A 26246-nucleotide genomic window follows, 5' to 3' on the forward strand; every position below is an offset into this window, starting at 1 on the left:
AAAAACCCTGGAAATCCGGAGTGACGGGCGTCACCAGGGCACGTAGACTCTGGGAATGGGTCGGTCCTACGACCTCGCGGTCCCGCCGGGCGCAGACCCGGCGATCCTGTCGAGGTACCTCCACGCGGTGCACGACACGTTCGTCGCGTCCGGCCGCGGGGACCCGGCGCTCCGGAGGCTGGTGCTCGACTCGTGGCGCCGCAGCATCGACAGCGGGCTCGATCCCGAGCAGGTGACCGCCGCGATCCGCCTCGACGACGAGGCACTCGTCGACATCCGTGAGTCCCACCCGCTCGCGACCGGGATGCCCGTGATCCGCCGCCTCCTCGTCGACAGCGCCGCGGACGCGGGCCTGCTCGTGGCGGTGAGCGACGCCGCCGGCCAGCTCCTGTGGGTCGAGGGGGACGCGTCGTTGCGGGCCAGGGCCGAGGGCATGCACTTCCTGCCCGGCGCGGACTGGAGCGAGGCGAGCGTGGGCACCAACGCGCCCGGCACCGCCCTGGCCCTGGACCGGCCGGTGCAGATCTTCGGTCCCGAGCACCTCGCCCGCCAGGTCACGCCGTGGAGCTGCTCGGCCGCGCCCATCCACGACCCCGACACGGGCGCGGTGCTCGGCGTCCTCGACCTCACCGGTGGCGACGAGGTCGCGTCCCCGCAGAGCCTGTCGCTCGTCCGCGCGACGGTCGCCGCGGTCGAGGCCGAGCTGCGGATCGAGCGGCTGAACCCGCCGCGGCGCACGACCGTCGCCACCAGCGCGTGGTCGACGCCCGCCCTCGACGTGCTCGGCGTCCACGGCGCGACGCTGCACCACGGTGCGACGACGACGCGCCTCAGCCTGCGGCACAGCGAGATCATCCTGCTGCTCGCCGAGTCCGGTGACGGGATGACGACCGCCGAGCTGGGCATCGCCCTCAGCGACGACGACCAGGCGCAGGTCACCGTCCGGGCCGAGCTGTCGCGCCTGCGCGGGGTGCTCGGACCCATCGGCCTGCAGTCCAGGCCCTACCGCGTCGAGGGCGGGATCGACACCGACGCCGCGCGGGTCAGGGACGACCTCGCCGCGGGCCGGCTGCGCAGGGCCGTCGCCCGCTATCGCGGGCCGGTCCTCCCGGCGTCCACCGCACCGGGGGTCGAGCGGCTGCGCGACGAGCTCCACATGCACGTGCGGTCGTGCCTGCTGGCCTCCGACGACGCGGACGCGTTGTTGTCGTTCGCCGACACCGGCCACGGCCGGGACGACTACGAGATCTGGCAGCGGGTGCTGTCGATCCTGCCGCCCTCGTCGCCGCGTGGTGCGCAGGTCGCCGCGCACGTCGCGATGCTCGACGACGAGCTCGGCTGAGCGGACCTCGGCGGCGGGTGCGCTGCAACGCCCGTGCAACGCGGATGTGACTACGGTCACACCATCCCCGACGCAAGGAGTTCGCATGAGCGTGTACGCACAGCCAGGAGCCGAGGGAAGCATCGTCTCCTACAAGTCCCGCTACGACCACTGGATCGGCGGCGAGTACGTCGCACCGGTCAAGGGCCAGTACTTCGAGAACGTGTCACCGGTGACCGGCAAGGTCTTCACCGAGATCGCCCGAGGCACCGCCGAGGACATCGAGGCGGCACTCGACGCGGCCCATGCCGCCGCCCCCGCCTGGGGCAAGACGTCGGTGACCGAACGCTCCACGATCCTCAACCAGATCGCCGACCGCATCGAGCAGAACCTGGAGATGCTGGCCGTCGGCGAGACGTGGGACAACGGCAAGCCCGTCCGCGAGACGATGGCGGCCGACCTGCCCCTCGTGGTCGACCACTTCCGCTACTTCGCCGGCGCGATCCGTGCGCAGGAGGGTGCGCTGTCCCAGCTCGACGAGCAGACCGTCGCGTACCACTTCCACGAGCCGCTCGGCGTGGTCGGCCAGATCATCCCGTGGAACTTCCCGCTCCTCATGGCCACGTGGAAGCTCGCGCCGGCGCTGGCCGCGGGCAATGCCGTCGTGCTGAAGCCCGCCGAGCAGACCCCGGCGTCGATCATGCTGCTGATCGAGCTGATCGGTGACCTGCTGCCGCCCGGCGTGGTCAACATCGTCAACGGGTTCGGCGTCGAGGCGGGTGCTCCGCTCGCGTCCAGCTCGCGGATCCGCAAGATCGCGTTCACCGGCGAGACGACGACCGGTCGGCTCATCGCCCAGTACGCGAGCCAGAACCTCATCCCGGCGACGCTGGAGCTCGGTGGCAAGAGCCCGAACATCTTCTTCGAGGACGTCGCGAGCAAGGACGACGCGTTCTACGACAAGGCGCTCGAGGGCTTCGCGATGTTCGCGCTCAACCAGGGCGAGGTGTGCACGTGCCCGAGCCGCGGCCTGATCCAGAACTCGATCCTCGAGCAGTTCCTGCCCGCTGCGACCGAACGGGTCAAGGCCATCAAGCAGGGCAACCCGCTCGACACGGACACGATGCTGGGCGCACAGGCCAGCAACGACCAGCTCGAGAAGATCCTGTCCTACTTCGACATCGGCGTGCAGGAGGGCGCCCGCATCATCACCGGCGGCGAGCGGGTCGATCTCGGCGGCGACCTGTCGGGCGGCTACTACGTCGCGCCGACGATCTTCCAGGGCAACAACAAGATGCGCGTGTTCCAGGAGGAGATCTTCGGTCCCGTCGTGTCGGTCACCGGGTTCGAGGACTACGCCGAGGCGATCGACATCGCCAACGACACCCTCTACGGCCTCGGTGCGGGCGTCTGGTCGCGCGACGGCAACACCGCGTACAAGGCCGGGCGCGACATCCAGGCCGGTCGGGTGTGGACGAACTGCTACCACCAGTACCCGGCCCACGCGGCGTTCGGCGGCTACAAGTCGTCCGGGATCGGGCGCGAGAACCACAAGATGATGCTCGATCACTACCAGCAGACCAAGAACCTGCTGGTCTCGTACGACGAGAACAAGCTGGGCTTCTTCTGATGGATGCCGGACCGTCGGTCGCAGTTCCCAGGGTTGCGCTGACCCCGAAGGCCGCGGAGCTCCTCCGCGGCCTTCGGGCCTCGTACGACAAGCCGTTGATGTTCCACCAGTCCGGCGGGTGCTGTGACGGCTCCGCCCCGATGTGCTTCACCGAGGGCACCTTCCTCACCGGTCACCAGGACGTCCACCTCGGGGACCTGGAGTACGGGGCGCCCGAGGTCGCACCCGTGTGGATCTCGCGGGAGCAGTTCGCGTACTGGTCGCACACGCACATCACGATCGACGTCGTGCCGGGACGGGGCGCAGGGTTCTCGATCGAGGGCCCCACCGGCAACCGGTTCATCATCCGCTCGCGGGTCTTCACCGAGGAGGAGACCGCGCTGCTCGCGGCCGAGCCCGCACGGTGAGCAGCGCCGGCGGACGCCCCGGGACCCGGGTCCCGGGCAATTGACGGCCCGAGCCTCGTCATGCTCGGGCCCCTGGTGACTCTTCCCTCGTAGAAGGACATGGTGTCTCGTCATGTCCGGCTCCGAGACCCTCGAGGATCCACGTGCGCGCGTTCTCCCACCGCCCCATCCGTGCGGCCCTGCTGGCTGCCCTGCTGCCGGTCATGGTCGTCTCCGGCGTCGCCGGGCTGAGCGCGCCCGCGAGCGCGGCGGGCGTGGTCGACGGGCTGTCGCCGTCCACCGCCGCCGCGTCGTGCTGGGAGGTCAAGCAGCTCGACGGCGCCTCGCCCGACGGCGTCTACTGGATCCTCACCCCGCAGCTGCAGGTCCCCACACAGATCTACTGCGACCAGACCACCGACGGCGGCGGCTGGGCGCTGATCGGGCGCGGCCGGGAGAGCTGGACCTACAACTACAACGGCAAGGGCACGCCGGCCGAGGTCGCCGGCACGGTCACCGGGCAGGCGGCGTTCGCGCCCCGCCAGCTCGACTCGGTCATCATCAACGGGCTGCACGGCGGCAAGCGCGTCGACGACCCCGCGTACGGCAGCGGTGTGCGGGTCCGCCGGGCGACCAACCAGGCGGGCACCAGCTGGCAGGAGACCCGGTGGACGTACCGCGCGGGGTCCCGCGACCGGTGGAGCTGGGCCCTCGGTGCCGGCTTCCCGCTGGCGACGGTCGACATCGACGGCAGCACCGGCACCAACACCACGACGTTCGAGTTCGGCTCGGACTCGGCCTACAAGCGGCTGTGGACGCACGAGAACGCCCGGAACGGGTACGTGCGCGGCTTCAACTTCGGGCAGGGCGGCATCGGGTCCACCGCCGCCGACAGCTACATCTACTCCAAGACGTCGGGAGGCGCGTACGGCACGCCGTTCAGCCAGGTCTACATCCGGCCCAAGCTGCGCAGCAGCGACCTGACGTTCACGTCCATCCCGGCCGCGGGCACGCCGGCGCAGACGATCCGCGCGGCGCCCCGGAACGGCTCGCTCGCCAGCAGCTGGGGAGTCACGGGGCTCGGCAACGGAGGCACGACCGAGAACGCGACCGAGGTGCAGGCCTTCGCGCAGATCGGCAACACGATGTACGTCGGCGGCAACTTCACGACGGTGCTCAAGGGTTCGGCGGCCACCGGCAGCGACCGGGTCGCCCAGCCCTATCTCGCGGCCTTCGACGCCAGGACCGGCGACTACATCCGGTCCTTCACGCCGCGGCTGAACAGCATGGTCAAGTCGCTGCTCGCGCTGCCGAACGGAAAGCTCGCGGTCGGCGGCGAGTTCACCCAGGTTGCCGGCACGGCCCGCAAGGGCCTCGTCGTCCTCGACCCCGCGACCGGGGCGCTCGACGCGGGCTGGACCACGAACCTCGAGAACCGGGTCTCGGGCGGCACGGTGTCGGTGCGGGGGCTCGACACCGACGGCACCTACCTGTACCTGACCGGCGCGTTCACCCACTTCACGAAGCCCGGCACGAGCGAGCGGTACGCCAAGAACGGCGCCCGCATCGCGCTGTCGACCGGCGTCGCCGACAACGGCTGGAACCCGGCCTTCAACGGCACCGGCACCGCCCTCGACGTCAGCGACGACAAGTCCACCGTGTACTTCTCGGGCTACTTCACGCAGATGAAGGACGGTGCACAGCCGGCCGACCGGGCCGCGGCGATCAGCACCGCCGCGGGGGCCAACCAGGCCGCCAGCTGGCAGCCGACGTTCAGCACGAGAGGCTCCGCGCGCTACCAGCAGGCGGTCCAGCAGGTCGGCAGCAAGGTCTGGCTGGGCGGCTCCCAGCACAGCATGTTCGCGTACAACGCGTCGACGTTCGCGCTGGAGAACACCCACATCACCAAGGCCGGCGGCGACCTCCAGGCCATCACCGGGGGCAACGGGCTGGTGTTCGGCGGCTGCCACTGCGAGCACTGGAACTACTCGGACACCGCGGCGTACGACACCACGGACCCGGGCTCGACCAACATCACCTGGAAGCAGGCGGACAAGACGTACTACGTCGGCGCCTGGGACGAGAAGACCGGCGACTTCGCGATGGAGTTCACCCCCGAGATGCGCGCCCGCAACGGGCTGGGCGCCTGGGCGCTCGAGGTCGCGAGCGACGGCACGCTGTGGGCCGGGGGCTCCATCACCTCGTCGGTGAAGGAGAACGGCAGCAACCAGTGGATCGGCGGATTCGTCCGGTACGCCCCGCGGCCGAGCGCCGCGCCCGGCAAGCCGGCCGGCCTCAAGGTCGCCCTCAACGGAGGGACGGCCGCCGTCAGCTGGAGCGCCGGCTCGTCGTCCGGAGTCACCTACGAGGTGCTGCGCAACGACCGGGTCGTGGCGACCAGCACCTCCACGAGCGTCACGGTGCCCGGCGCGACGGACTCGGACCGGTACGCCGTCCGCGCGGCCGACGCCTGGGGCAACCGCTCGGCCTCGACCGCCGTGGTGTCGCCGTCTGCGGCCGCCGGCGCGACGACGCTGGTGCCGGCGGGCTCCACCTGGTCCTACCGGGTCGACCCGGCGGCCGTGGGGGCGGACTGGAACCGCTCGACGTTCGACGACTCGTCCTGGGCCGCCGGGGCAGCGCCCCTGGGGTGGGGCACCGGGCCGGTCACCACCAACGTCGACGTCGCGGCAGGCAAGACCCGACCGGTCACCTCCTACTACCGCAGGGCGTTCACGATCGCGCCGGGCAGCGCCTTCGGCGCCGTCACGCTGACCACCCGGGCCGACGACGCGGTCGCGGTCCACGTCAACGGCGTCGAGGTGGGCCGCTCGAACCTCCCGACCGGCGCGCTCACGGGCAGCACGTACGCCCTGTCGGCGCCGAGCACCACCGCAGCCGTCGCGAACCCGGTGACGTTCACGGTCCCGGTGTCGGCGCTGCGGGTCGGCACCAACACGGTCGCGGTCGAGGTGCACTCGATGTACAAGGCCACCCCCTCCTCGAGCATGGACCTGTCCCTCGTCGCGGAGGACGGCGACCAGGTCCCCGCGACGGAGGCGAGCACCACGCCTCTCGTCGCCGCGGGCTCGACCTGGTCGTACTTCTTCGACAACGGGTCGGCTGTCCCTGCCGCGTGGACGACGTCCGAGTCCGCGACCAGTGGCTGGCGGACCGGTGCCGCCCCGCTCGGGTGGGGCACGTCCGGACCGATCGCCACGAGCATCGACGTCCCGGCCGGCGGCACCCGCGCCCTGACGTCGTACTACCGCCGGTCGTTCAGCGTGCCGGCCGCCTCAGCCGTCAAGAAGCTGACGCTCCTCACCCGTGCCGATGACGGCGTCGCGGTGTACGTCAACGGCGTCGAGGTGGCCCGGTCGAACCTGCCGACGGGCGCCCTCACCGCGGGCACGTACGCCTCGACGGCGTTCTCCACGGCCGCGGCGATCGGCAAGCCGGTGACGGTGGACGTCCCGCCCTCCGTGCTGAGGAACGGGACCAACAGCATCGCGGTCGAGGTGCACTCGAACTACCGCGCGACCCCCAACACGAGCATGGACCTGTCGCTCGTCGCGGCCTCGTGAACGCGACGACCGGCCGGCTGTCGGTGGACCGTGGGGCGCGCGCGGCGTACGCGGCGCTGGCCCGCGCGCAGAAGAGCGGGGCGGGCGTGCCGTGGTACATGCGCGTCGTCAACCGCCGGGCCGGGCGGCTCATCGCCGCGGTCGCAGCGCAGACCCGGGCCACGCCGAACCACATGACCGCCGCGAGCTTCGCGGCGTTCCTCGCCGGCGCGGGGCTGCTGGTCGGGCTGGAGCCCGGCGTGCCGATGGCGGTCGGCGCGATGCTCCTGCTGCAGCTCGGCTTCGCGTTCGACTCCGCCGACGGCCAGCTCGCGCGGCTGCGCGGCACGGGCTCGCCCGCGGGGGAGTGGCTCGACCACGTCGTGGACTCCGCGCGTCACCTGCTGTTCCACCTCGCGGTGCTGATCGCCCTCCACCGCTTCACCGACGTGTCCGACGCGGTGCTCCTCGTGCCGCTCGTCTTCGCCCTGGTGTCGACCGTGCGGTTCTTCGCCCAGATCCTCGCCGAGCAGCTCGCCCGGCGCGATCCCGTCGCGGGTCCGGAGTCGGTGCCCCGGTTCGGGGTGTGGATCCAGGCCCCGGCCGACACGGGCCTGCTCAACCTGGTCGTGGTCCTGTGGGCGTGGACCACGGCGTTCCTGTGGGCGTACGGCGTGTTCGCGGCGCTCAACACGTTGCTGCTCGCCGCGACGTTCGTCCGCCGCCACCGTGAGCTCGCAGCGCTCGGCCGGGAGTCGTGATGGTGACTGCTGTCCGCACCCGGCAGGACGCTCCCGCCGTGGCCACGACTGCCGAGGCGCTCCCCGGCTGGCCGGTCCTCGCGCTGCTGTGGGGGTTCCCGGTGTTCTGGCTGCTCGGGGCGACCGTCATCACCGGCGTCCTGCTGACGGTCGTGATGCTGTCGTACCTGGCCCACTTCGCCGCCGCCCGGTTCGTGCCCGGGGTCTACGCGTTCACGGCGTTCGTCGCGTGGGTGATTCCCTGCGTGGTCATGGTCGAGGGCACCTCGCGCCTGCTCGGCTACGCCTACCGGCTGTCGATCCTCGTGATCGTCGGGACCGCGTTCGTCTACACGATCGCCGCAGGCAGCCGGCTGAGCCGCCGCCGGATCGTCAACGCGCTGACGGCCGTGTGGTTCTTCACCGTCCTCGGCGGTCTCGCCGGTCTCGCGTTCCCGACGGCCCGTCTCAGCACGCCGGTGGGGCTGCTCCTGCCGTCGGCGCTCACGAGCAACGAGTACGTCCACGACCTGTTCTTCCCACCGTTCGCCGAGGTGCAGTCGCCGTTCGGCTCGCCGACCGACTTCGTCCGGCCGTCCGCACCCTTCCCGTACGCCAACAGCTGGGGTGTCGCGATCGTGCTGCTCACGCCGGTGGCCGTCGCGTGCTTCCTGCAGACCCGCTCGAGGCTGCTGCGGATCGGCATCGTCGCCGGGATGGGTGCGATGCTGCCGTCCGCGCTCAGCACCTCCAACCGTGGCATGTTCGCCGGCCTGGTCCTCGCGGCCGTCTACGTCGTCATCCGCATGGCGCTGCGCGACCGGGCGGCACCGGTCATCACGATCGCGGTGCTCGGCGTCGGCGGCGCTGTGGTGCTCATCGCCAACGGGCTGCTCACCCAGATCCAGACCCGGCAGCAGTACGGCGACTCCAACGGCACCCGGTTCAGCCTGTACGAGGAGACGTTCCGCCGGACCCTGGACTCGCCGCTGCTGGGGTACGGCGCGCCCCGTCCGTCGGCCGAGCCCGGCATCTCGCTCGGGACCCAGGGCTACGTCTGGATGCTGATGTTCAGCTTCGGCTTCGTCGGGCTGGCGCTCTTCCTGGTGTTCCTGTGGGGAACGACGATGCGGACGTGGCGCTCGCCCGGCGACATCGACCTGGTCCTGCACAGCGTGCTGGTGGTCGCCAGCGTCGTCATCGTGGTCTACGGGCTGGACATCATGCAGCTGCTGACCGTGATGCTCGTGGCCGGCGTGCTGCTGCGCCGACGGTACGGCCTCGACACCTCGGCCCCCGGTGGCTGAGACCCGCACCCGCGGCATCGCCTGGGCCGGTGCGGTCAACCTCGTCGGCGGCGCCGCGGGCTCGATCGTCGGGCTCCTGCTGGCGGCCGTCGTGGGTCGCCAGCTCGGCACGGAGGGCGCCGGCACCTACTTCCTGGTCGTCGCGGTGTTCATGATCGTCTCGAACGTCACCGAGCTCGGCGCGGACACCGGCCTGGTCCGCTACGTCTCGGCGGCGCGGGCCACCGGCAGGCTCGCGGACGTCCCCCATCTCGTGCGGTCGGCGGTCCGACCGGTCCTGGTCGGCGGTGCCCTCGTCGTCGTGGTCGTGGCAGCAGTCGTGTGGACGCACCCGGACCTCGTCGAGGGCCTGTCGTCCCGGTTCCTGGTGGGCGCCGCGGTGCTGGCCGTGCTGTCCTCGCTGATCGCGGTGATGCTGTCGATCTCCCGCGGGTTCGGCGACGTGCTGACGTACCCGCTGCTGCAGAACATCGCCCTGCCGGTGCTGCGCCTCGTCGGTGTGGTCGTCGTGGTCTCGGCGGGCGGGGGAGTGGCGGCGGTGCTCACCGCGTGGATGGCGCCCGTCCCCGTCGTCCTCGTCCTGGCGACCGTCGTCGCGGTGGCGATGATCAGGCGTCGTTCCGGACCGGTTGCGGGACGCGTCACCGACGTGGCTCGGCTGCGCCGGGCGTCCGCGGAGTTCTGGGCGTTCAGCGCGACGCGAGGCATCACCGCTGCGGTCGAGATCCTGCTGGAGTGGGTCGACGTCGTCATCGTCGCGGCGCTCACCTCGCCCGAGGAGGCCGGCGTGTACGCGGTGGTCACCCGCTGCGCCCGCGCCGGCGAGGTCATCCAGCAGGCGGCCCGCATCGCGGTCGGCCCGCAGATCAGCGCAGCGCTGGCTCGGGGTGCTGCCGGCGAGGCGCGCGAGATCTACGGCCTGGTGACCGCCGCGATGATCTGGCTCGCGTGGCCGTTCTTCATCGTGCTCGCGGTCTTCGGTGACGCGGTGCTGACCCTCTTCGGCCCGGGGTTCGACGCCGGATGGACGTCGCTGGCCACGCTCGCGGCCGCGATGGCGGTGGCGACCGCCGCGGGCACCGTCCAGACGATCCTGCTCATGGGCGGACGCAGCACGTGGCAGCTCGCGGACAAGTCCGGCGCCCTGGTCCTCAACGTCGTGCTCAACCTGGTCCTGGTGCCGATCTGGGGGATCGAGGGCGCTGCCGTGGCCTGGGCGGTCACGATCGTCGTCGACACCGCCGTGGTGGCCTACCAGGTGCAGCAGCTGATGGGTCTGCGTCCGCACGGCCGTCCGCTGATGGTGGCCGCGGCGCTCTCGATCGGCGTCGTCGGATCGGTGTGCCTCGCCGCGCGCCTGCTGCTCGGGTCATCCGTGCCGGTCATGCTCGGCACGATCGCCGTGGCCGCCGGCGTCCACCTGGCCGCGAGCTTCCCGCTGCGCCACCGGCTGGGGCTCGTGGACCTGGTGGCCCACCGCTCGTCCTGAGCTCGCCCGCACGCCGATCGGTCAGCGGCCGGCGGCGACCACGTCGTGGTGGCTGGCCGGGAACAGTGCGGTGAGAGCGATGTCGACGCCCTTGGACTTGAGCAGTCCCGCGAGCCGGCGCAGCGCCGCGGCGTCGTCGGTCGTCGAGCGGGCGAGGAGCACGGAGTCCGACCGGGTGGCCAGGGCGACCTTGTTGGCGTCCGAGGACGTGTGGGTCGTGTCGATCACGACGATCTCACCGGCCCACGAGGAGCGCTTCTTGTCCGTCGGCCAGCCGCGGCTGATCTTGCCCTCGTTGATCGCTCCGGCGTCCACGAAGCGGGCCGAGCGGCCGCGTCGCGCCAGTGCGTCCACGAGCTCCTGTCCCGGGGTGATCGCGCGCCCGGGGCTCTCCTCGGCGTCGACCATGATCACGAACGGGCCGTCGGTCCGGATCGAGGTCGGGATCTTCAGCATGAACGCCGCGATGTCCCAGGTATCGGCGCGGTTGGTGTCCTTGGTGCCGTCGAGGACGATCTGGTCGCCGATCGCGTGCAGCCCGTCGACGCCCCCGATCTCCGAGTCCTCCTCCTCCTTGCGGAGCAGCGCGATCGGGATGCCGATCAGCAGGCCGAGGAACAGGCCCGCTGCGCCGAGCGGGATCGGTCCGGGCGTGGACGGCTTGGTCGGGACGTCGGCGGCGCCGACGATCTGTCCCGGGTTCAGGTCGAACGAGCTCAGGCGGGCGATCTTCTCGCCCAGCGAGTTCGCCTGGATGCGCAGCGACTGCTGCGCGAGACCGTTCGCGTAGGCCGGCGTCGCGGAGTCGGTCCGGATCTTGCCCAGCTGGGTGTTGGCGGCGGTGACGAGACGATCGACCTGGCCGGCGGCCTCGGTGCGCCGCAGTGTCAGGTACGCCTGGGCGACGGCGTCGGCACCCGTCGCGGCCTGCTTCGCGGTGTCGCCGGAGAAGTGGATGCTGAGGATCAGGGAGCCGTCGGGCGAGTCGGTCGAGGTGGCGTCCCGCACCTGCTCGGTGCTGAGGCCGTAGGTGGACCGCAGCGTGTCCGCGGCGGCCTTGGCCACCTTGCTCGACGTCACGATGCCCGCCTCGGTGGACATGCTGACGGACTTGGACGCGTCGACCGCCGAGCTCAGGGGGTCCGCATTCATCGGGTTGACCGAGATGGTCGTCGTCGCGTCGTACGTGGGCGGGATCGCGAAGGACGCGAGCACTCCGAGGATCAGGCCGAGGATCGCCATCACGGCGACGACCAGCCAGTGACGCTTGAGCGAACCGACGAGATCGGTCAGCTGCGCAGGTTGCGGGGCGGGGGCCATCTGTTCGTCCTTGGGGTTCACGGTTCCCCTGCGTGGGGCTCTACGAGGAGAGAGCCCACAGCGGCCCACCTATGACGCTCGGCGAAGTTTTTTTCTGCGTGGGCGCCGAGCCACCCGACGCGGCGCAGTGGGGATCAGTCGGTGGTGCGGGCCGAGAGAAACCATCCGACCGGCCGCGTCGACGGGTGGGGAGGCGGACCGCAGCAGCGGCACGGCCCCGGCGCGCACCATTGATTTTTTTATGCAGGACAGGGCAAAACGGGTGGCCTGGGCTTCGCCATAGCGGTGGACGAGATGCCGGTCGCGTGCGATGCTGCCTGTGGCCGTGACAAACGGTCACCGATCAGGGGGAACCTCCACCAAGGTTCGATCGACAAAAATCCAGGGGATACATCATGCAGGACGTTGACCCCGTCAACGCGCCTGGCGCCGAGCTCTCCATCGTCGAGCTGGACGACGGAGCGCTCCTGGCGCTGGCCCGTGACGGCGACCCAGAGGCGTACGCGGCGCTGTTCACCCGCTACAGCTACGCCGCGCACCGGCTGGCGCGACATCTCGGCCAGAAGGAGGACTCCGAGGACGTCGTCGCGGAGTCGTTCGCCCAGGTCCTCAGTCTCGTGCGGCGCGGCAAGGGGCCCGACCGGGCCTTCCGGGCGTACCTGTTCACCACGATCCGGCACGAGGCGGCGCGGCGGGCGAGGGCGAGCCAACGGGTCACCCCGACGGACGACGTCGAGCGGATCGACCGTCCCGTGCCGTTCGGTCACGGCCGGCTGGACGAGTTCGAGCGCTCCGCGGTCCGCGCGGCGTACGAGTCGCTGCCCCCGCGGTGGCGGACGGTCCTGTGGCACCTCGACGTCGAGGGGCGCACGCCGCAGGAGCTCGGTCCGCTGCTCGAGCTGTCGCCCAACAGCGTCTCCGCGCTCGTCTACCGCGCGCGCAGCGGCCTGCGTCAGGCGTACCTGCAGCAGCACGTCAAGCCCAGCGAGCCGGACAGCCGGACGTGCCGGGACGTGCGTGCCAAGCTCTCGGCGTTCGTCCGTCGCACAGCGTCCGTGCGCGAGCAGGAGAAGGTCCACGCGCATCTCTCGGCGTGCCAGGAGTGCCTGTCGATCTACCTGGACCTGCAGGAGGTCAATCGCGAGGTCGGGTGATCGTCGGCGCGCCACGGTCTCGATCGTCGGCGGGCACGAAATCGGTCCGACCACGTCACGAAGCGGACGCTCGGCGCTCTTGCATGACAAGACCGAGTGAAGGCATGGACCCCAGTGACTGATGCGCGACCCAGGTACGACGTCGGCTATTCGAGCGGCGTCTTCGACATGTTCCATGTCGGGCACCTCAACCTGCTGCGGCGAGCCCGCAACCACTGCCACCACCTCGTGGTCGGCGTGGCCAGCGACGAGTACGTCGAGAACCTGAAGGGCCGCCCGCCGGTCGTGCCGTGCGACGAGCGGATCGACATCATCTCCGCGCTGGGCATCGTCGACGAGGTCATCATCGACCGCTCGGAGGACAAGGTCGCCGCGTGGCAGCAGCGGCCGTTCGACGCGATCTTCAAGGGCAACGACTGGCAGGGCACGCCGAAGGGCTACCGCCTGGAGCGCTCGATGGAGGAGCTCGGTGTGCGGGTCGTCTACTTCCCCTACACCCGGCACACCTCCAGCTCGATGCTGCGCTCGTTCCTGACGGAGCGCGGCGAGTGATCGCCTCCGAGCGGCGTCCTGCGGCCGACGCCGTCGCGGTCGCCGCGGACGCACCGCCGGCGGTCACCGCGGTGGTCCCGACCCACCGTCGCCCCGAGCTCATGCGCCGCGCGGTGCAGAGCATCGTGGACCAGACCTACCCCGGGGCGATCGAGATCATCGTGGTGTTCGACGCGTGCGAGCCCGAGCTGCCTGCCGTCGAGACGGGCCCCGGCCGCACCCTGCGCGCCGTGACGAACGAGCGCGTGCGGGGGCTCGCCGGGGCCCGCAACACCGGCATCCTGGCCGCGACGCACGACTTCGTGGCGTTCCTGGACGACGACGACCACTGGATGCCCGGCAAGCTCGCGGCGCAGATGGCGGTGTTCGCCGAGCACCCCGAGGTCGGTCTCGTGGGCACGGCCATGGAGGTGGACGACGGTCGGCGGACCCACCGGCGTCCCGTCCCGCTCACCGTCGTCACCCACGACGACCTGGTGCGCGACCGCATCGCGGGCCTGCACTCGAGCAGCTTCGTCTTCCGGCGCCCGGTGCTGGTGGACACCGTCGGCATGATCGACGAGGAGCTTCCCGGCTCGTACGGCGAGGACTACGACGTGCTCCTCACGACGTCGCAGGTCGTCCCCATCCGCCTCGTCAACGAGCCCCTCGTGTCGGTCCGCTGGTCCGGCCAGTCGTTCTTCTACGGCCGGTGGGCGCAGTACGCCGAGGGGCTCACCTACCTGCTCGACAAGCACCTGGGCCTGCGTGAGGACCCCGCGGCGACGGCGCGCATGAGCTCGCAGATCGGCTTCGCGCTGGCTGCGGCCGGTCGTCGCCGGGAGGCGCGGCCGTGGCTCCGTCGCGCCCTGGCGACCCGACGGCTCGACGTCCGGGCCTGGCTCGGGCTGCTCATCTCGTTCCGCCTGCTGTCCGCCGACGTGGTCGCCCGTGTCGCCAACCTCGCCGGCAAGGGGATCTGACGCCCATGGCCGTGATGAACGTGAACACCCCGCTGAGAGGCCTGGAGACCGAGATCCGGGCGAACGCCGCGCGCGGAACCGGCTTGAGCCGACTGCCGCGGGCGGTGCTCCGGCAGGGCGTGGTCGGCTACGCCGCGGCGCTGGCCGTGACCTGGTACCTCGCCGACCGGTACTTCGCGCTGCCCGTGTCCTGGCGGCTCAGCGTCGTCGGGCTCGTCGCGCTGTGGCTCCTCTACAGCTTCGCCGCCCTTCGGGCGTTCGAGCGGGCCCGCTCGTTCAAGCCCGCGATCCGCTTCGTCGAGGTGCTGGGGCTGGCCTCGTTCGCGTTCGTCATCGGGGGAGTGGAGAACACCGACCTCACCCGTCAGTCCGCCGTCGCGGTGCTTGCGGCCCCTGCGGTCCTCGCCGCGTCGGCCGTCGTCCATCGCCGCCTCCTGCGACGCACCCCCACGATCCTCGTGGGGCAGATCGAGTCGGTGCGGCGCCTCGGTGCGCGCTGGGCCGACCGCACGGACATCAACATCGTCGCCAGCTGCTCGTGGCGGTCGCCGCACGAGCTCGCCCCGGTCGGCGCGGTCGCCGACCAGGGACTCGCCGAGGTCGTCCACGAGGTGCTGACCGCCGTCGCACGACACCACGCCACGACGGTGGTCATCGCGAGCGGACGGGCGCTCTCGAGCCCCGCTCTCCGACACCTCGCCTGGGCCCTGCAGCGCGCGGAGGTCGAGTGCCTCGTGGTGGCGGACATGAACGACCACGTCGAGTACCTCCGTCCCCGCCGCGTGGGCGACCAGATCGCCCTGTCGCTCCGGGCCCCGAACGACCACCTCATGTCGGTCGCGGTGAAGTCGGTGCTCGACCGGGCGGCCGCTGCAGTCCTGCTGGTCCTGCTCGCCCCGCTCTTCCTCGTCGTGACGGTCATGATCCGCCTCGGCTCCCGGGGTCCGGCGATCTTCAAGCAGGAGCGATCGGGGCAGGACGGTCGGCCGTTCACGATCTGGAAGTTCCGCACCATGGTCGTCGACGCCGAGAGGCGGCTCGCGGCGCTGCGGCCGCGCAACGAGGGCGCCGGGCCGCTGTTCAAGCTGAGCGACGATCCCCGCGTGACCCGGCTCGGACGGGTGCTGCGCAGGACGTCGATCGACGAGCTCCCGCAGCTGGTCAACGTCCTGCGCGGCGAGATGTCGCTGGTCGGACCGCGTCCTGCGCTGCCCTCGGAGACCTCCCAGTACAGCGAGTGGGTGTGGCGCCGGCTGCACGTGAAGCCGGGACTCACCGGGCTGTGGCAGGTCAGCGGCCGCTCGACGCTGTCGTGGGAGGAGTCGATCCGCATGGACCTGCAGTACGTCAACAACTGGAACCTGCGCCTCGACCTGGCCATCCTCGCGCGCACCGTCCGGGCCGTGCTCGCTCGCGACGGCGCACTCTAGGCAGGATGACGTTCTGTAACTCGCTGTTACACTGACCGGGTCGTCCCGGCGAGGGTCCCCACCCCGCCACCGCGTCCCCGAACGGAGGACCCATGACTGAGCTGGGGTACACGCTGAAGGTCGCCCGACGGATCGGGATGCTCCGCCCGGTCCTGCCGCACCGTCTGGTGGGCGCCGGCCTGCAGCTGGCCAAGTGGGGACCGGGGCTGCCGTCCGGGGTCCACGCCGCGGCGGCCCGCTTCCCGCACCAGACCGCGATCATCGACGAGGCCGGCGAGCTGACCTGGTCCGAGCTCTCGGACGAGGTCAACCGGTTCACCCAGGCCCTCAAGGACCGCGGCGTCGAGCCGGGCGACTCCGTCGCGGTGCTGGGACGCAACCACCGCCACATGGTCGTCACGATGGTCGCGGTCATGCAGGCGGGCGGACGCGTGCTCCTGCTCAACACGATGGCGAGCCGCTCGCAGCTCGGCGAGCTCGCGGCCCGCGAGGACGCCTCCTGCGTCATCGTCGACCAGGAGTTCCTCGACGTCGCGCGAGACGTCGACCGGTCGATGCTCGTCCTCGGCTGGACCGACGCGGATGCGCCCACCGACCTGCCCACAGTGTCCGGCCTCGCGCGTGGTCTCCCGGCCAAGCCACACCCCAAGCCTTCCCGCCACGGGCAGATCATCATCTTCACGTCGGGCACGACCGGGCTGCCCAAGGGCGCCCGCCGCGAGGAGCCCAAGGACCTCAAGCCCCTCATCGCGTTCTTCGGCGCGATCCCGTACCGGGGGAGCTCCACGATCGTCCTCGCGGCACCCCTGTTCCACTCGTGGGGACTGCTCAACTTCGCGTTCAACCTGTCGACCGCGCCGACGTACGTCCTGCGGCGCCGCTTCGATCCCGAGCAGGTGCTCCGCGACATCGAGGAGCACCGGGCCGAGGCCTTGGTCGTCGTGCCCCTCATGATGCAGCGGATGGTCGAGGTGGACCCCGACGTGATCCGTCGTACCGACGTCTCGTCGCTGCGGATCACCGCCAGCAGCGGCTCGGCCCTGGCCGGCGACCTCGCGAACCGCTACATGGACCTGTTCACCGACTCGGTCTACAACTTCTACGGCGCCACCGAGACCGGTTGGGTCACGATCGCGGGCCCCCGCGACCTGCGGGAGGCCCCCGGCACCGCGGGGGTGCCGCCCTTTCGCACCGTCGTCAAGATCCTCGGTCCCGACGGGCACGAGGTACCGCAGGGGGAGACCGGCGTCATCCACGTCGGCAACGACATGCCGTTCGGTGGCTACACCGACGGCAACACCAAGTCGTTCGCCGACGGCCTGATGAACACCGGCGACGTCGGCCACTTCGACGAGAACGGTCGGCTGTTCGTCTCCGGCCGCGACGACGACATGGTCATCTCCGGCGGCGAGAACGTGTTCCCGCGCGAGCTCGAGGACGCCCTCATCGAGCACCCGGACATCTCGGACGTGGTGGTGACCGGCGTCCCGGATGCGAAGTTCGGTCAGGTCCTCGTCGCGTACGTCGTGGTCCGCGAGGGCAGGTCGCTCACCGAGGACGACGTCACGGCGTACGCCAAGGAGCGGGTCGCGCGGTTCGCCGTTCCCGCCCGGACGATGTTCCTCGACGAGCTGCCGCGCAACCCGACCGGCAAGGTCATGAAGCGGGCCCTGCCCGCGTTCGAGTAGGCCGCGCGGACACCGGGGCGGCGACCAGGAGCCCCAGCGCGAGGCCGCCGAGGGCGGACGCGCCGCGCCCCGGGCCGACCGGCGAGCGCGGCGTGCGGGCGGGGTCGATGACCTCCGCGGTCGACGCGGCACGGGTGCCGACCCGCTCGGCGTCCATCTCCCGCACCGCGAGGTACGCGTTGGCGACCGCGTCCGCGCCCTCGGCCGCGTCCTGCGGGTCGGCGGCCGCGTAGGACACCCGCAGCACGCGGGACGACCTGACGGTCTCGGCCGACACCGCGTCCTCGAGCTCGCGGATCGTGACGTCGGGCCGGCCGAGGGCGTCGAGTGCTTCGGCGGTCACGCGCCGTGACGAGGCCAGGGCCTCCTCGGCGGCCATGTCGACCCGGGCGGGGTCCGGTGCGTCGACGCGGAGGACCGCGACAGCCTCGTACCGGGTGGGCAGGACGACGTGCACGGCGAGACCGAGGACGAGCCCGGCGCAGGCGCCCGCGAGGATCGTCGGCCACCTGCGGGACATGCGACGGGCCAGCTCGGTGAGGGTCAAGGTCTCCACGACGTCAGTCTCGCCGCGCGGGCGCCCGACGTCCTCACGTTGTCCACAGGTGGCCGACGTCGCTCTGGTGGGCGGCCGCCCAGGTCGGCGATAACTGGTCCATGGAGACAGACGCAGAGCTGGTGGTGCTGGCCCGGAGCGGGGACCGTGACGCATACGGATGGTTGTTCGTCCGTCATCGCACCGCCGCGACACGGGTCGCGCAGCGGTTCGCGGCCCGCGACGACGTCGACGACGTGGTGGCCGAGTCGTTCGCGCGGGTGCTGGCGCAGATCCGTGCCGGACGCGGACCGGTCGCCTCGTTCCGGGCGTACCTGCTGGCGGCGGTGCGGCACGAGGCGGTACGACGCGGGGTGCAGGGGAGGCGGTGCGAGCCGACCGCCGACATCGAGGCGGTGACGGCGCCGGCCGAGCAGCCCGAGGTCGACGACGCGGTGCGGGAGGCCTACCGGGCGCTGCCCGAGCGATGGCGTCGCGTGCTGTGGCAGCTCGAGGTCGAGGGGAGGCGCCCGCACGAGCTCGCGGTCGAGCTCGGGCTGTCGGCCAACGCGGTCTCGGCTCTCGGCTGCCGCGCGCGGGCAGGGCTGCGCACCGCGTACCTCGGACGAAGCCTCGCGGCGTGAGCGCGGCCCGGCGTGCCGGCAGGCCACGCTGTGGCACGCTTGCCGGGTGGACATCGCCTACGACCCCCACCCGGACGGGCGCCCGGACCCGGGAGAGGTCGTCTGGACGTGGGTCCCCTACGAGGACGACCCGTCGCAGGGCAAGGACCGTCCGGTCCTGCTGATCGCCCGCGACGGCGCGACCCTCGTCGGGCTGATGATGACGTCGAAGGACCACGACCGCGACCACGAGCAGGAGGCGCGCGACGGCCGGTTCTGGTTCGACGTGGGCGCCGGACCGTGGGACCCGGCCGGCCGGCCGAGCGAGATCCGCCTCAACCGCCTCGTCACGGTCGACGCGGCGGAGGTGCGGCGCGAGGGTGCCGTGCTGGACGAGGCCCGGTTCGACGCCGTGGTGGCCGCGCTGGAGCCGTACCTGCCGGGGGCCACGTGAGCGACGAGGGGCCGCGTCCGATCGGACCGATCGACGCGTTCCAGCGCCGTCACCGGGTCATCGGGTTCCCCCTCGCCGTCATCTACAAGTACTTCGACGACCAGGGCGCGTACCTCTCGGCGATCCTCACCTACTACGCCTTCATCGCGATCTTCCCGCTGCTGCTGCTCAGCACCTCGATCCTGGGCTTCATCCTGCAGGGCGACGAGGCACTGCGCGATCGTCTCCTCGACTCGGCGCTCAGCCAGTTCCCGATCATCGGCGACCAGCTGGGTCGCCCCGAAGGGCTCCAGGGCAGCACCGGCGCGATCATCGTGGGTGCGGTGACCGCGACGTACGGCGCGATGGGACTGGGCCAGGCGATCCAGAACGCGGCCAACATCGCGTGGTCGGTGCCGCGGAACAGCCGGGCCAACCCGATCCTCCTGCGCCTGCGCAGCCTCGCGTTCCTGCTCGTGGGCGGCATCGGCATCATGGCGCTCGCGATCACCACGTCGGTGCTCTCGAACCCGGGCATCATCGGCACGGACCTCGCGCCGACGCTCGAGAGGCTCGTCCAGCTCGCGAGCCTGCTGCTGACCATCGTGATCTTCACCGCGATCTTCCGGCTCGTGAGCCTCGGTCGGGCCAAGCCCCGTGCCGTCGTGCCGGGTGCGGTCGTCACCGGCCTGCTGTGGCAGGGGCTGCAGTGGATCGGCAACACGTACGTTCGTGAGGTCATCGGCAAGGCGGACAACCAGGTCAACCAGACGTTCGCGCTGGTCCTCGGACTCCTGGCCTTCATCTACATCGCGTCGATCATGGTGGTGCTGGGTCTGGAGGTGAACGTGGTCCTGCGTCGGCGGCTGTACCCGCGAGCCCTGCTGACCCCGTTCACCGACAACGTGATCCTCACTCCTGCGGACCAGCGGGCGTACGCCGCGTACGCGAAGGCCCAGCGGCACAAGGGGTTCGAGTCCGTCGAGGTGACCTTCGCGGACCGCGCGCCGCGTGCGCGGACCGAGCTCGAGGAGACCACCCGCGACACCCCGACCGACGCCTCCTAGCGGCCCGATGATCCGCGGATTCTCCGCGAGGCCCACGAGCCGACTACGCTGTTCCCACGACCACTGGTCGTCCTGATCGAGCGACATGAAGGTGGCATCATGCCCACGGGCAAAGTGAAGTGGTACGACGCAGGCAAGGGCTTCGGCTTCCTCACCCAGGAGAACGGTCCTGACGTCCACGTGCGCTCCGACGCCCTCCCCGACGGGGTGACGACCCTCAAGGCCGGCACCCGTGTCGAGTTCGGGATCGTCCAGGGCAGCCGTGGCGACCAGGCGCTCCAGGTGCGCGTCCTCGACCCGGTCAGCTCCGTGTCGCGGGCGCAGCAGCAGGCCCGACGCAAGGACCCCGAGGCGATGGCGGTGATCGTCGAGGACCTCATCCGGATGCTCGACTCGGTCGGCGAGGCGTACCGCCACGGTCGTCACCCCGACGCCAAGAAGGCCAAGCCGGTCGCCCAGGTGCTGCGCGCGGTCGCGACCGAGCTCGAGCTCTGACCCGTCCGTGCCGGTGAGTCGCGCCCGCTAGAACCGGCGGGTGGACTCGCTGTCGCCGCTCGGCGGTGCCGGCGGGGTGGGGTGCGCGGGAGCCGGCTCGGGTCGACGCGCGCGGGACACCACGAACGCCAGCCAGACGATGAGCAGGCCGCCGATCACCAGCGAGCCGATCTGCGGCGTCGCGTCGAGGGTGAACAGGCCGATGCCGATCAGGCCGCCGGTCACCCAGCCGAGCTGCAGCAGCGTCTCGGAGCGCGCGAACATGCTGGTGCGGACGCGTTCGGGCACGTCGCGCTGGATCAGCGCGTCGAGGCTCAGCTTGCCGAGGGACTGGCAGATGCCGACGGTCAGGCCCAGGATCACCGCGGTCCACCACGTGAAGAAGACGCTGACCGTCGCGAGCACGACGACGTCCAGGACCAGGACACCGATGACGACCTGCTCGGGCCGGCGCGTGCTGGCCGCCGACCCGATCAGCGTGCCGATCGTGTTGCCCGCGCCGGCGCCGCCGACCACGAGGCCCAGCAGGATCGTGGCGTTGCCGTCCCAGCCCAGCGACGCGGGTGGCTCGCGCAGCGTGAATGCCATGAAGATCGTCAGGAAGCCCGACAGCAGCCGCAGTCCGGAGTTGCTGCGCAGCGCGTTCACCACGGCCCGGCTGACGGCGAGCCCCTTCTGGGGGCCGCGCTGCGGAGTCAGGTCGACCGGCTCCTCGCCCTCGCTCGAGTCGACCTTCGCGGGGAGCAGGATCGCCAGGACGGTGCCGATCGCGAACAGCACGGCCGCGTAGCGCAGCGCCCAGTCCGCGCCGATCGTGGCGGCGCCGACCGCCAGGGGAGCGGAGATCGCGGCGGCCCCGGTGCCCGTCAGCGAGATCCGGGAGTTCGCCTTGACCAGGGTGAAGGTCTCGGGGAGCAGGCGCGGCACGGCCGAGGCGCGGGTGACGCCGTACGCCTTGGACGACACCAGGCAGCCGAGGGCTGCGAAGTAGAACGCAGGTGACGCGTCGGCGACCGCGCCGGCCAGCACCCAGCAGCAGAACGCCCGGATCGCGAGGGTCGCGCCGATCGCCCACCGGCGGCCGCGGCGGAAGCGGTCGAGGAACGGTCCGATGAGCGGTGCGACGACCGCGAACGGCAGCATCGTCAGGACGAGGAAGAGGGCGACCTGGCCGGTCGCCTCACCCGTGGGGACCGTGAAGAACAGTGTGCCGGCCAGGGAGATGGCCACCGCCGCGTCGCCTGCGGTGTTGAACGCGTGCAGCTCGAGAAGGCGGGAGAAGCCGCTCTCCCCGGCACCGCCGGAGTGGGTGAAGCGCCGGGCGCCGGTGAACGCGACGGTGCTGCCCTTGGCGACGGCGTGCGCGGTGCCGCGGGAGAAGCGGCCGACGCCGTGCGCGGTCCGGGCGAGACGCGAGGGCCCGGGGGGCCCGGGCGGCGCGGAGGGCTCGGACGGCGACTGCTCGCGCTGGAACGCAGGATCGCTCGCGTAGTCGTACGGTCGGTCGGGCTCCTCCACGCTCACCATCCTGCCTCACCCCGGGATCCCTCTGCGCCCGGACATGGGTGACAATGGTGAAATGTCCACTGATCCCCAGCTGTCCGCAGCCGTCGACACTGCCCGTGCGGCCGCCGACGGTGCCGCCGACGCCGGCGCGGTCGGCGATCACCTGCGCGTGGTCGAGGACGACGAGCGACTCGTCTCCCACCACTTCGCCTGCCTGGTGCCCGGCTACGTGGGCTGGTACTGGTCGGTCAGCGTCTCGCGCGCTCCCGACAGCGACGTGGTCACGATCAACGACGTGGTGCTGCTGCCCGGCGACGACGCGATCATCGCGCCGCCGTGGACGCCGTACCGCGAGCGCATCCGCCCGGGCGACCTCAGCCCCGGGGACGTGCTGCCGCCCGACGAGGACGACGTGCGCCTGGTGCCGGCGTGGTCGGCCGGAGACGGCGAGGAGCAGACGCCCGATCGCTTCTTCGCCCGCGAGGTCGGCCTCGGCCGCGAGTGGGTGCTGTCGCTCGAGGGCCGCGAGATGGCGGCCGACCGCTGGCAGGAGGGCGACCAGGGACCTGATGCCCCGATCGCCCAGCAGGCCGCCGGGGTGTGCCACTCGTGCGGCTTCATGGTGAGCCTCGCCGGCCCGCTGTCGAAGCGGTTCGGCGTGTGCGCCAACGGCATGGCCAACGACGACGGCCGGGTCGTCTCGTTCGACCACGGGTGCGGTGCGCACTCCGGCGCCCGCCTGAGCCGCTCCGCGAGCGCCCAGAAGCTGCCCCTCCCGGTGTTCGACACGCTCACCCTCGACGAGGTCGACGGGCTCTGACGTCCGGGCGGCACCGCCGCCTCGTGTGAGCCCGCTCACGCGGGGCAGTTCTTGCGGGCGCTTCGTGTCCGACGTATGGTTGCATCATGCAACTAAGTACCGAGGCCGGTCAGACCCAGGAGCCAGCAGTCCCGGCGGAGCTGTCCCACCGCGAGATCATGGAGGTCCTCTTCGGGCTCCTCGCGGCGCTGTTCACCGCGATCATCAGCAGCACGATCGTGTCGAACGCGTTGCCGACGATCATCGCGGACCTCGACGGCTCGCAGACGCAGTACACCTGGGTCGTCACCGCCTCGTTGCTCGCCATGACGGTGTCCACCCCCGTCTGGGGCAAGCTCTCGGACCTGGTCAACAAGAAGGTCCTGGTCCAGATCTCGATCGTGGTGTTCGTGATCGGCTCGATGCTCGCGGGCCTGTCCCGCAACGTGCCCGAGTTGATCTCGATGCGTGTCGTGCAGGGCGTCGCGATGGGCGGCCTGACCGCCAACGCGCAGTCGATCATCGGCTCGATCATCCCGCCGCGCCAGCGCGGGCGCTACAGCGGCTACATGGGCGCCACGATGGCCGTCGCGACGGTCAGCGGACCGCTGCTCGGCGGGCTCATCGTCGACACTCCCGGTCTCGGCTGGCGCTGGACGTTCTTCGTGTGCGTGCCGCTGGCCCTCATCAGCCTCGTCGTGCTGCAGAAGTTCCTGCGCATCGCGACCGTGCGGCGCAAGGTCAACTTCGACTACTTCGGCGCGATCTTCATCGCGATCGCCGCGAGCCTCCCGCTGCTGTGGGTCACGTTCGCGGGTGACTCGTTCGACTGGATCTCGTGGCAGAGCGCGGCGTACCTCGCCGGCACCCTCCTCGCCGGCGCCCTGGCGGTGCGGGTCGAGCTGCGGCACCCCGAGCCGCTCGTCCCGCTCTCCGTGGTGCGCGAGCGCACGACGGCGCTGGCGATCGTCGGCAGCGTGGCGGTCGGCATCGCGATGTTCGGTGGCTCGGTCTTCATCGGTCAGTACTTCCAGGTCGCCGGTGGCCGGACGCCCACCCAGGCGGGTCTGCTCACCATCCCGCTGATGCTCGGCTCGCTCGTCGGCACGATCGTCTCGGGCCAGCTCATCACCCGCTTCGGCAAGTGGAAGCGCTTCCTGGTCATCGGCTCGGTCTCGCTGATCATCGGCTGTGCGCTGCTCGCCACGATCGACCACAAGACGCCCGAATGGCACGCGATGGTGTTCATGGCCTTCCTCGGCATCGGCATGGGCATGCTCCTGCAGAACTACGTCCTGGCCGTCCAGAACACCGTGGACGTCACGCAGGTCGGTGCGGCCAGCGCCACGGTCGCCTTCTTCCGCTCCCTCGGCGGCGCGGTGGGCGTTTCGGTGCTCGGCGCGATCCTGGCCTCGCAGGTCAAGAGCGACGTGACCGAGAAGCTCGCGGCGCTGGGCGTCACGTCCTCCGGTGCGGGCGGCTCGCTGCTCGACGTCAAGAACCTGCCGCCCCAGGTCGCGGAGATCGTCCGCGAGGCGTACGGCGACGCGACCGGCACGATCTTCCTCGTCGCGGCCATCGTCTCGGTGCTCAGCCTGCTGGCTGCGCTGCTCATCCGCGAGGTGCCCCTGCGCCTGACGGTGCACAAGAAGGCGGACGTCGACGCGGACGCCTGACGGCGGGCCGCGCCGGTGGCGGGGTCAGTCGGCGCGGCGGCGACCGGGCTGCATGCGCAGCGCGTTGCGGCGCCGGCGGCAGTACTCGATGCCGATGAGGCCGAGCCCGAAGCCGGCGACGGCGGTCCACAACCACCACGTGCGGCCGTCCTCGTCGAGCCTGCCGAGGAACGGCAGCAGGGCGATCGCGAGGACGCCCCAGACGATCGTGCCGACCGTCATGGTGCGGACGCCGTCGACGTCCATCGGCTCGACCTCCGCGACGCGGTGGGTCGTGTTGCCGATCTCGAGCTCGGTGAGCTCGGGGCGGCCGAACTCGTGACGACGAGCGGCACGCTCGAGCCGGGCGATCTCCCGGTGTCCCATCTTGCGCTCGATGGTCTCGGGGCCGTCGCTGTGCCGGATCACCCACTCGTCGTCGTCGCTCACACGCTCACACTACCCGCCGCGATCGTGGAGCCTGTCGCCTGCTGTCATGCTGGAGAACCATGAATCCGCGTCACCGTCGTCTCCTCATCCCGGGTCTGCTCATCGCCCTGCTCGTCATCGTCGTGGTGAGCTCGCTGGCGGACAAGGCCGGTGCCGCGACGTCCGGGGAGCAGCCGGTCAGCCGCATCACGGACTCGCGGATCACCGAGTCGAGCGGGCTCGTCGTCAGCCGCACGGACCCGGACCTGGCCTACACGATCAACGACTCGGGCAACGCCGCCGCGGTCTACGCGGTCGACGTGCCCAGCGGCCGCGTCGTCGGCAGCGCCGCGCCGCGGGTCCCCTTCACCGACACCGAGGCGCTGTCGGCGGACAGCACGGGTGTGCTCTGGGTGGCCGACACCGGCGACAACAACCGCCGTCGCACGGACGTCGCGCTGTACTCGATGGCCGCCTTCGGCCGCCAGGACGTGGGGGCGCGGGACGTGAAGCGGTTCCCCCTGACGTATCCCAGCGCCCCCCGGGACGTCGAGAGCCTGGTCGTCAACCCCCGCACCGACGAGAAGTTCCTGCTCACCAAGGGCCTGCTCGGGGGCGAGGTCTTCGCCCTGCCCGACCGGCTGGTCCAGGACCGGCCCAACCGGGTGAAGGCGCTGCCCGCCACGGTGCCCGGTCTCATCACCGACGCCGCGTTCACGCCGGACGGGGCGTACGTGGTCGCGCGCAACTACTCGCGGGGCTTCGTGCTGGACGCCAGCACCTGGGAGGAGGTCGAGACGCTCGACCTGCCCGAGGTGCAGCAGGGCGAGACGCTCGCGATGGAGCCGGACGGGCGGTCCCTGCTGGTCGGCAGCGAGGGCGCGGAGTCGCCACTGTTCCGCGTCGCGTTCACCTCCCCGGCACCCGCGGCGGCACCGTCGGACGAGCCGGCCGCCGGCGCGGCCACCGCCCGGACGCCCGCGGGTGCGGCCGACCCAGGCCCGCTCGAGGGCGGCAACGGCTTCGCGGGGGCGACCTGGCTGTGGGCGGGCGGCGTCCTGGCACTCCTGGCCGTCATCAGTGCAGCTGCCACGAGGGGCCGTTGACGGGAGCCCGCGTACGTCCGGCGACGCGGATCTGGCATGCTCCATGCGTTCACACC

Annotated in this window: 23 protein-coding genes; 19 read left to right on the forward strand and 4 right to left on the reverse strand. The window is 71.4% G+C overall.

The genetic code is table 11. The features are described 5' to 3' along the window. Nucleotides 1-55 precede the first annotated feature (55 nt). The 7 genes from C3E78_RS03290 (at nt 56) to C3E78_RS03320 (ending at nt 10436) form a co-directional block, all read left to right on the forward strand. Nucleotides 56-1342, forward strand: a complete 1287-nt coding sequence (locus C3E78_RS03290) for a GAF domain-containing protein (RefSeq protein WP_108576969.1) — start codon at nt 56-58, stop codon at nt 1340-1342. Nucleotides 1343-1427: 85 nt separating this feature from the next. Continuing rightward, nucleotides 1428-2951 (forward strand): aldehyde dehydrogenase, encoded by a 1524-nt coding sequence (gene adh / locus C3E78_RS03295; protein WP_108576970.1) that lies wholly within the window; start codon nt 1428-1430, stop codon nt 2949-2951. Next, nucleotides 2951-3358 (forward strand): DUF779 domain-containing protein, encoded by a 408-nt coding sequence (locus C3E78_RS03300; protein WP_108576971.1) that lies wholly within the window; start codon nt 2951-2953, stop codon nt 3356-3358. Before adh ends, C3E78_RS03300 begins: the two co-directional genes overlap by 1 nt. A 143-nt stretch (nt 3359-3501) precedes the next feature. Continuing rightward, nucleotides 3502-6921 (forward strand): fibrinogen-like YCDxxxxGGGW domain-containing protein, encoded by a 3420-nt coding sequence (locus C3E78_RS03305; RefSeq protein WP_108576972.1) that lies wholly within the window; start codon nt 3502-3504, stop codon nt 6919-6921. Beyond that, nucleotides 6918-7661 (forward strand): CDP-alcohol phosphatidyltransferase family protein, encoded by a 744-nt coding sequence (locus C3E78_RS03310; protein ID WP_108576973.1) that lies wholly within the window; start codon nt 6918-6920, stop codon nt 7659-7661. The genes C3E78_RS03305 and C3E78_RS03310 overlap by 4 nt, the downstream gene beginning before the upstream one ends. 38 nt (nt 7662-7699) lie before the next feature. Beyond that, nucleotides 7700-8947: an O-antigen ligase family protein gene (locus C3E78_RS03315; RefSeq protein WP_108576974.1), complete on the forward strand. Its 1248-nt coding sequence runs from the start codon at nt 7700-7702 to the stop codon at nt 8945-8947. Continuing rightward, nucleotides 8940-10436, forward strand: a complete 1497-nt coding sequence (locus tag C3E78_RS03320; protein ID WP_108576975.1) for a lipopolysaccharide biosynthesis protein — start codon at nt 8940-8942, stop codon at nt 10434-10436. Before C3E78_RS03315 ends, C3E78_RS03320 begins: the two co-directional genes overlap by 8 nt. Before the next feature lie 21 nt (nt 10437-10457). Here C3E78_RS03320 and C3E78_RS03325 read toward each other — a convergent pair whose 3' ends face one another. Beyond that, a complete protein-coding gene (locus tag C3E78_RS03325) occupies nt 10458-11756 on the reverse strand; it encodes a YveK family protein (RefSeq protein WP_108576976.1) in 1299 nt (432 codons plus the stop codon). A gap of 395 nt (nt 11757-12151) precedes the next feature. On the opposite strand from C3E78_RS03325, the gene C3E78_RS03330 reads away from it, so the two are divergent. From C3E78_RS03330 to C3E78_RS03350, 5 genes are all read left to right on the forward strand, one after another. Next, the gene (locus C3E78_RS03330) at nt 12152-12910 is read left to right on the forward strand and encodes a sigma-70 family RNA polymerase sigma factor (RefSeq protein WP_108576977.1); all 759 of its coding nucleotides are present in this window, start codon (nt 12152-12154) and stop codon (nt 12908-12910) included. A gap of 114 nt (nt 12911-13024) precedes the next feature. Then, nucleotides 13025-13462, forward strand: coding sequence for an FAD synthase family protein (locus C3E78_RS03335; RefSeq protein WP_235833817.1), 438 nt, complete (start codon nt 13025-13027; stop codon nt 13460-13462). Beyond that, nucleotides 13459-14424: a glycosyltransferase family 2 protein gene (locus C3E78_RS03340; RefSeq protein WP_108576978.1), complete on the forward strand. Its 966-nt coding sequence runs from the start codon at nt 13459-13461 to the stop codon at nt 14422-14424. Before C3E78_RS03335 ends, C3E78_RS03340 begins: the two co-directional genes overlap by 4 nt. Before the next feature lie 5 nt (nt 14425-14429). Then, the gene (locus tag C3E78_RS03345) at nt 14430-15854 is read left to right on the forward strand and encodes an exopolysaccharide biosynthesis polyprenyl glycosylphosphotransferase (protein ID WP_135804966.1); all 1425 of its coding nucleotides are present in this window, start codon (nt 14430-14432) and stop codon (nt 15852-15854) included. 92 nt (nt 15855-15946) lie between these two features. Further along, entirely contained in the window at nt 15947-17542 is a 1596-nt protein-coding gene (locus tag C3E78_RS03350) for an AMP-binding protein (RefSeq protein WP_108576979.1), read from the forward strand. Here the strand turns inward: C3E78_RS03350 and C3E78_RS03355 are convergent. Continuing rightward, nucleotides 17511-18098 (reverse strand): YveK family protein, encoded by a 588-nt coding sequence (locus C3E78_RS03355; protein ID WP_159085796.1) that lies wholly within the window; start codon nt 18096-18098, stop codon nt 17511-17513. The genes C3E78_RS03350 and C3E78_RS03355 overlap by 32 nt on opposite strands. Nucleotides 18099-18199: 101 nt before the next feature. On the opposite strand from C3E78_RS03355, the gene C3E78_RS03360 reads away from it, so the two are divergent. From C3E78_RS03360 to C3E78_RS03375, 4 genes are all read left to right on the forward strand, one after another. Further along, nucleotides 18200-18721 carry an RNA polymerase sigma factor gene (locus tag C3E78_RS03360; protein ID WP_108576981.1) on the forward strand — a complete coding sequence of 174 codons (522 nt, stop codon included), beginning with the start codon at nt 18200-18202 and terminating at the stop codon, nt 18719-18721. A 46-nt stretch (nt 18722-18767) separates the two neighbouring features. Next, nucleotides 18768-19154 (forward strand): type II toxin-antitoxin system PemK/MazF family toxin, encoded by a 387-nt coding sequence (locus tag C3E78_RS03365; RefSeq protein WP_235833815.1) that lies wholly within the window; start codon nt 18768-18770, stop codon nt 19152-19154. Then, nucleotides 19151-20200, forward strand: a complete 1050-nt coding sequence (locus C3E78_RS03370; RefSeq protein ID WP_235833814.1) for a YihY/virulence factor BrkB family protein — start codon at nt 19151-19153, stop codon at nt 20198-20200. Before C3E78_RS03365 ends, C3E78_RS03370 begins: the two co-directional genes overlap by 4 nt. A 99-nt stretch (nt 20201-20299) precedes the next feature. Then, nucleotides 20300-20695, forward strand: coding sequence for a cold-shock protein (locus C3E78_RS03375; RefSeq protein WP_108576983.1), 396 nt, complete (start codon nt 20300-20302; stop codon nt 20693-20695). A 27-nt stretch (nt 20696-20722) separates the two neighbouring features. On the opposite strand, the gene C3E78_RS03380 is transcribed toward C3E78_RS03375, so the two are convergent. Then, nucleotides 20723-22222 carry an MFS transporter gene (locus C3E78_RS03380; protein ID WP_108576984.1) on the reverse strand — a complete coding sequence of 500 codons (1500 nt, stop codon included), beginning with the start codon at nt 22220-22222 and terminating at the stop codon, nt 20723-20725. Nucleotides 22223-22274: 52 nt separating this feature from the next. On the opposite strand from C3E78_RS03380, the gene C3E78_RS03385 reads away from it, so the two are divergent. Together C3E78_RS03385 and C3E78_RS03390 are read left to right on the forward strand one after the other, a co-directional pair. Continuing rightward, the gene (locus C3E78_RS03385) at nt 22275-23021 is read left to right on the forward strand and encodes a DUF3027 domain-containing protein (RefSeq protein ID WP_108576985.1); all 747 of its coding nucleotides are present in this window, start codon (nt 22275-22277) and stop codon (nt 23019-23021) included. Nucleotides 23022-23107: 86 nt separating this feature from the next. Then, nucleotides 23108-24676 (forward strand): MDR family MFS transporter, encoded by a 1569-nt coding sequence (locus C3E78_RS03390; RefSeq protein WP_108576986.1) that lies wholly within the window; start codon nt 23108-23110, stop codon nt 24674-24676. A 24-nt stretch (nt 24677-24700) separates the two neighbouring features. Here C3E78_RS03390 and C3E78_RS03395 read toward each other — a convergent pair whose 3' ends face one another. Beyond that, nucleotides 24701-25105, reverse strand: a complete 405-nt coding sequence (locus tag C3E78_RS03395) for a DUF2530 domain-containing protein (protein WP_235833812.1) — start codon at nt 25103-25105, stop codon at nt 24701-24703. Between the two features lie 59 nt (nt 25106-25164). Here C3E78_RS03395 and C3E78_RS03400 point away from each other — a divergent pair, with 59 nt between their 5' ends. After that, on the forward strand, nt 25165-26190 hold the full coding sequence (locus C3E78_RS03400; protein ID WP_108576987.1) for a hypothetical protein: 1026 nt from the start codon (nt 25165-25167) through the stop codon (nt 26188-26190). Nucleotides 26191-26246 lie beyond the last annotated feature (56 nt).

Source organism: Aeromicrobium chenweiae (assembly GCF_003065605.1).
Lineage (GTDB): Bacteria > Actinomycetota > Actinomycetes > Propionibacteriales > Nocardioidaceae > Aeromicrobium > Aeromicrobium chenweiae.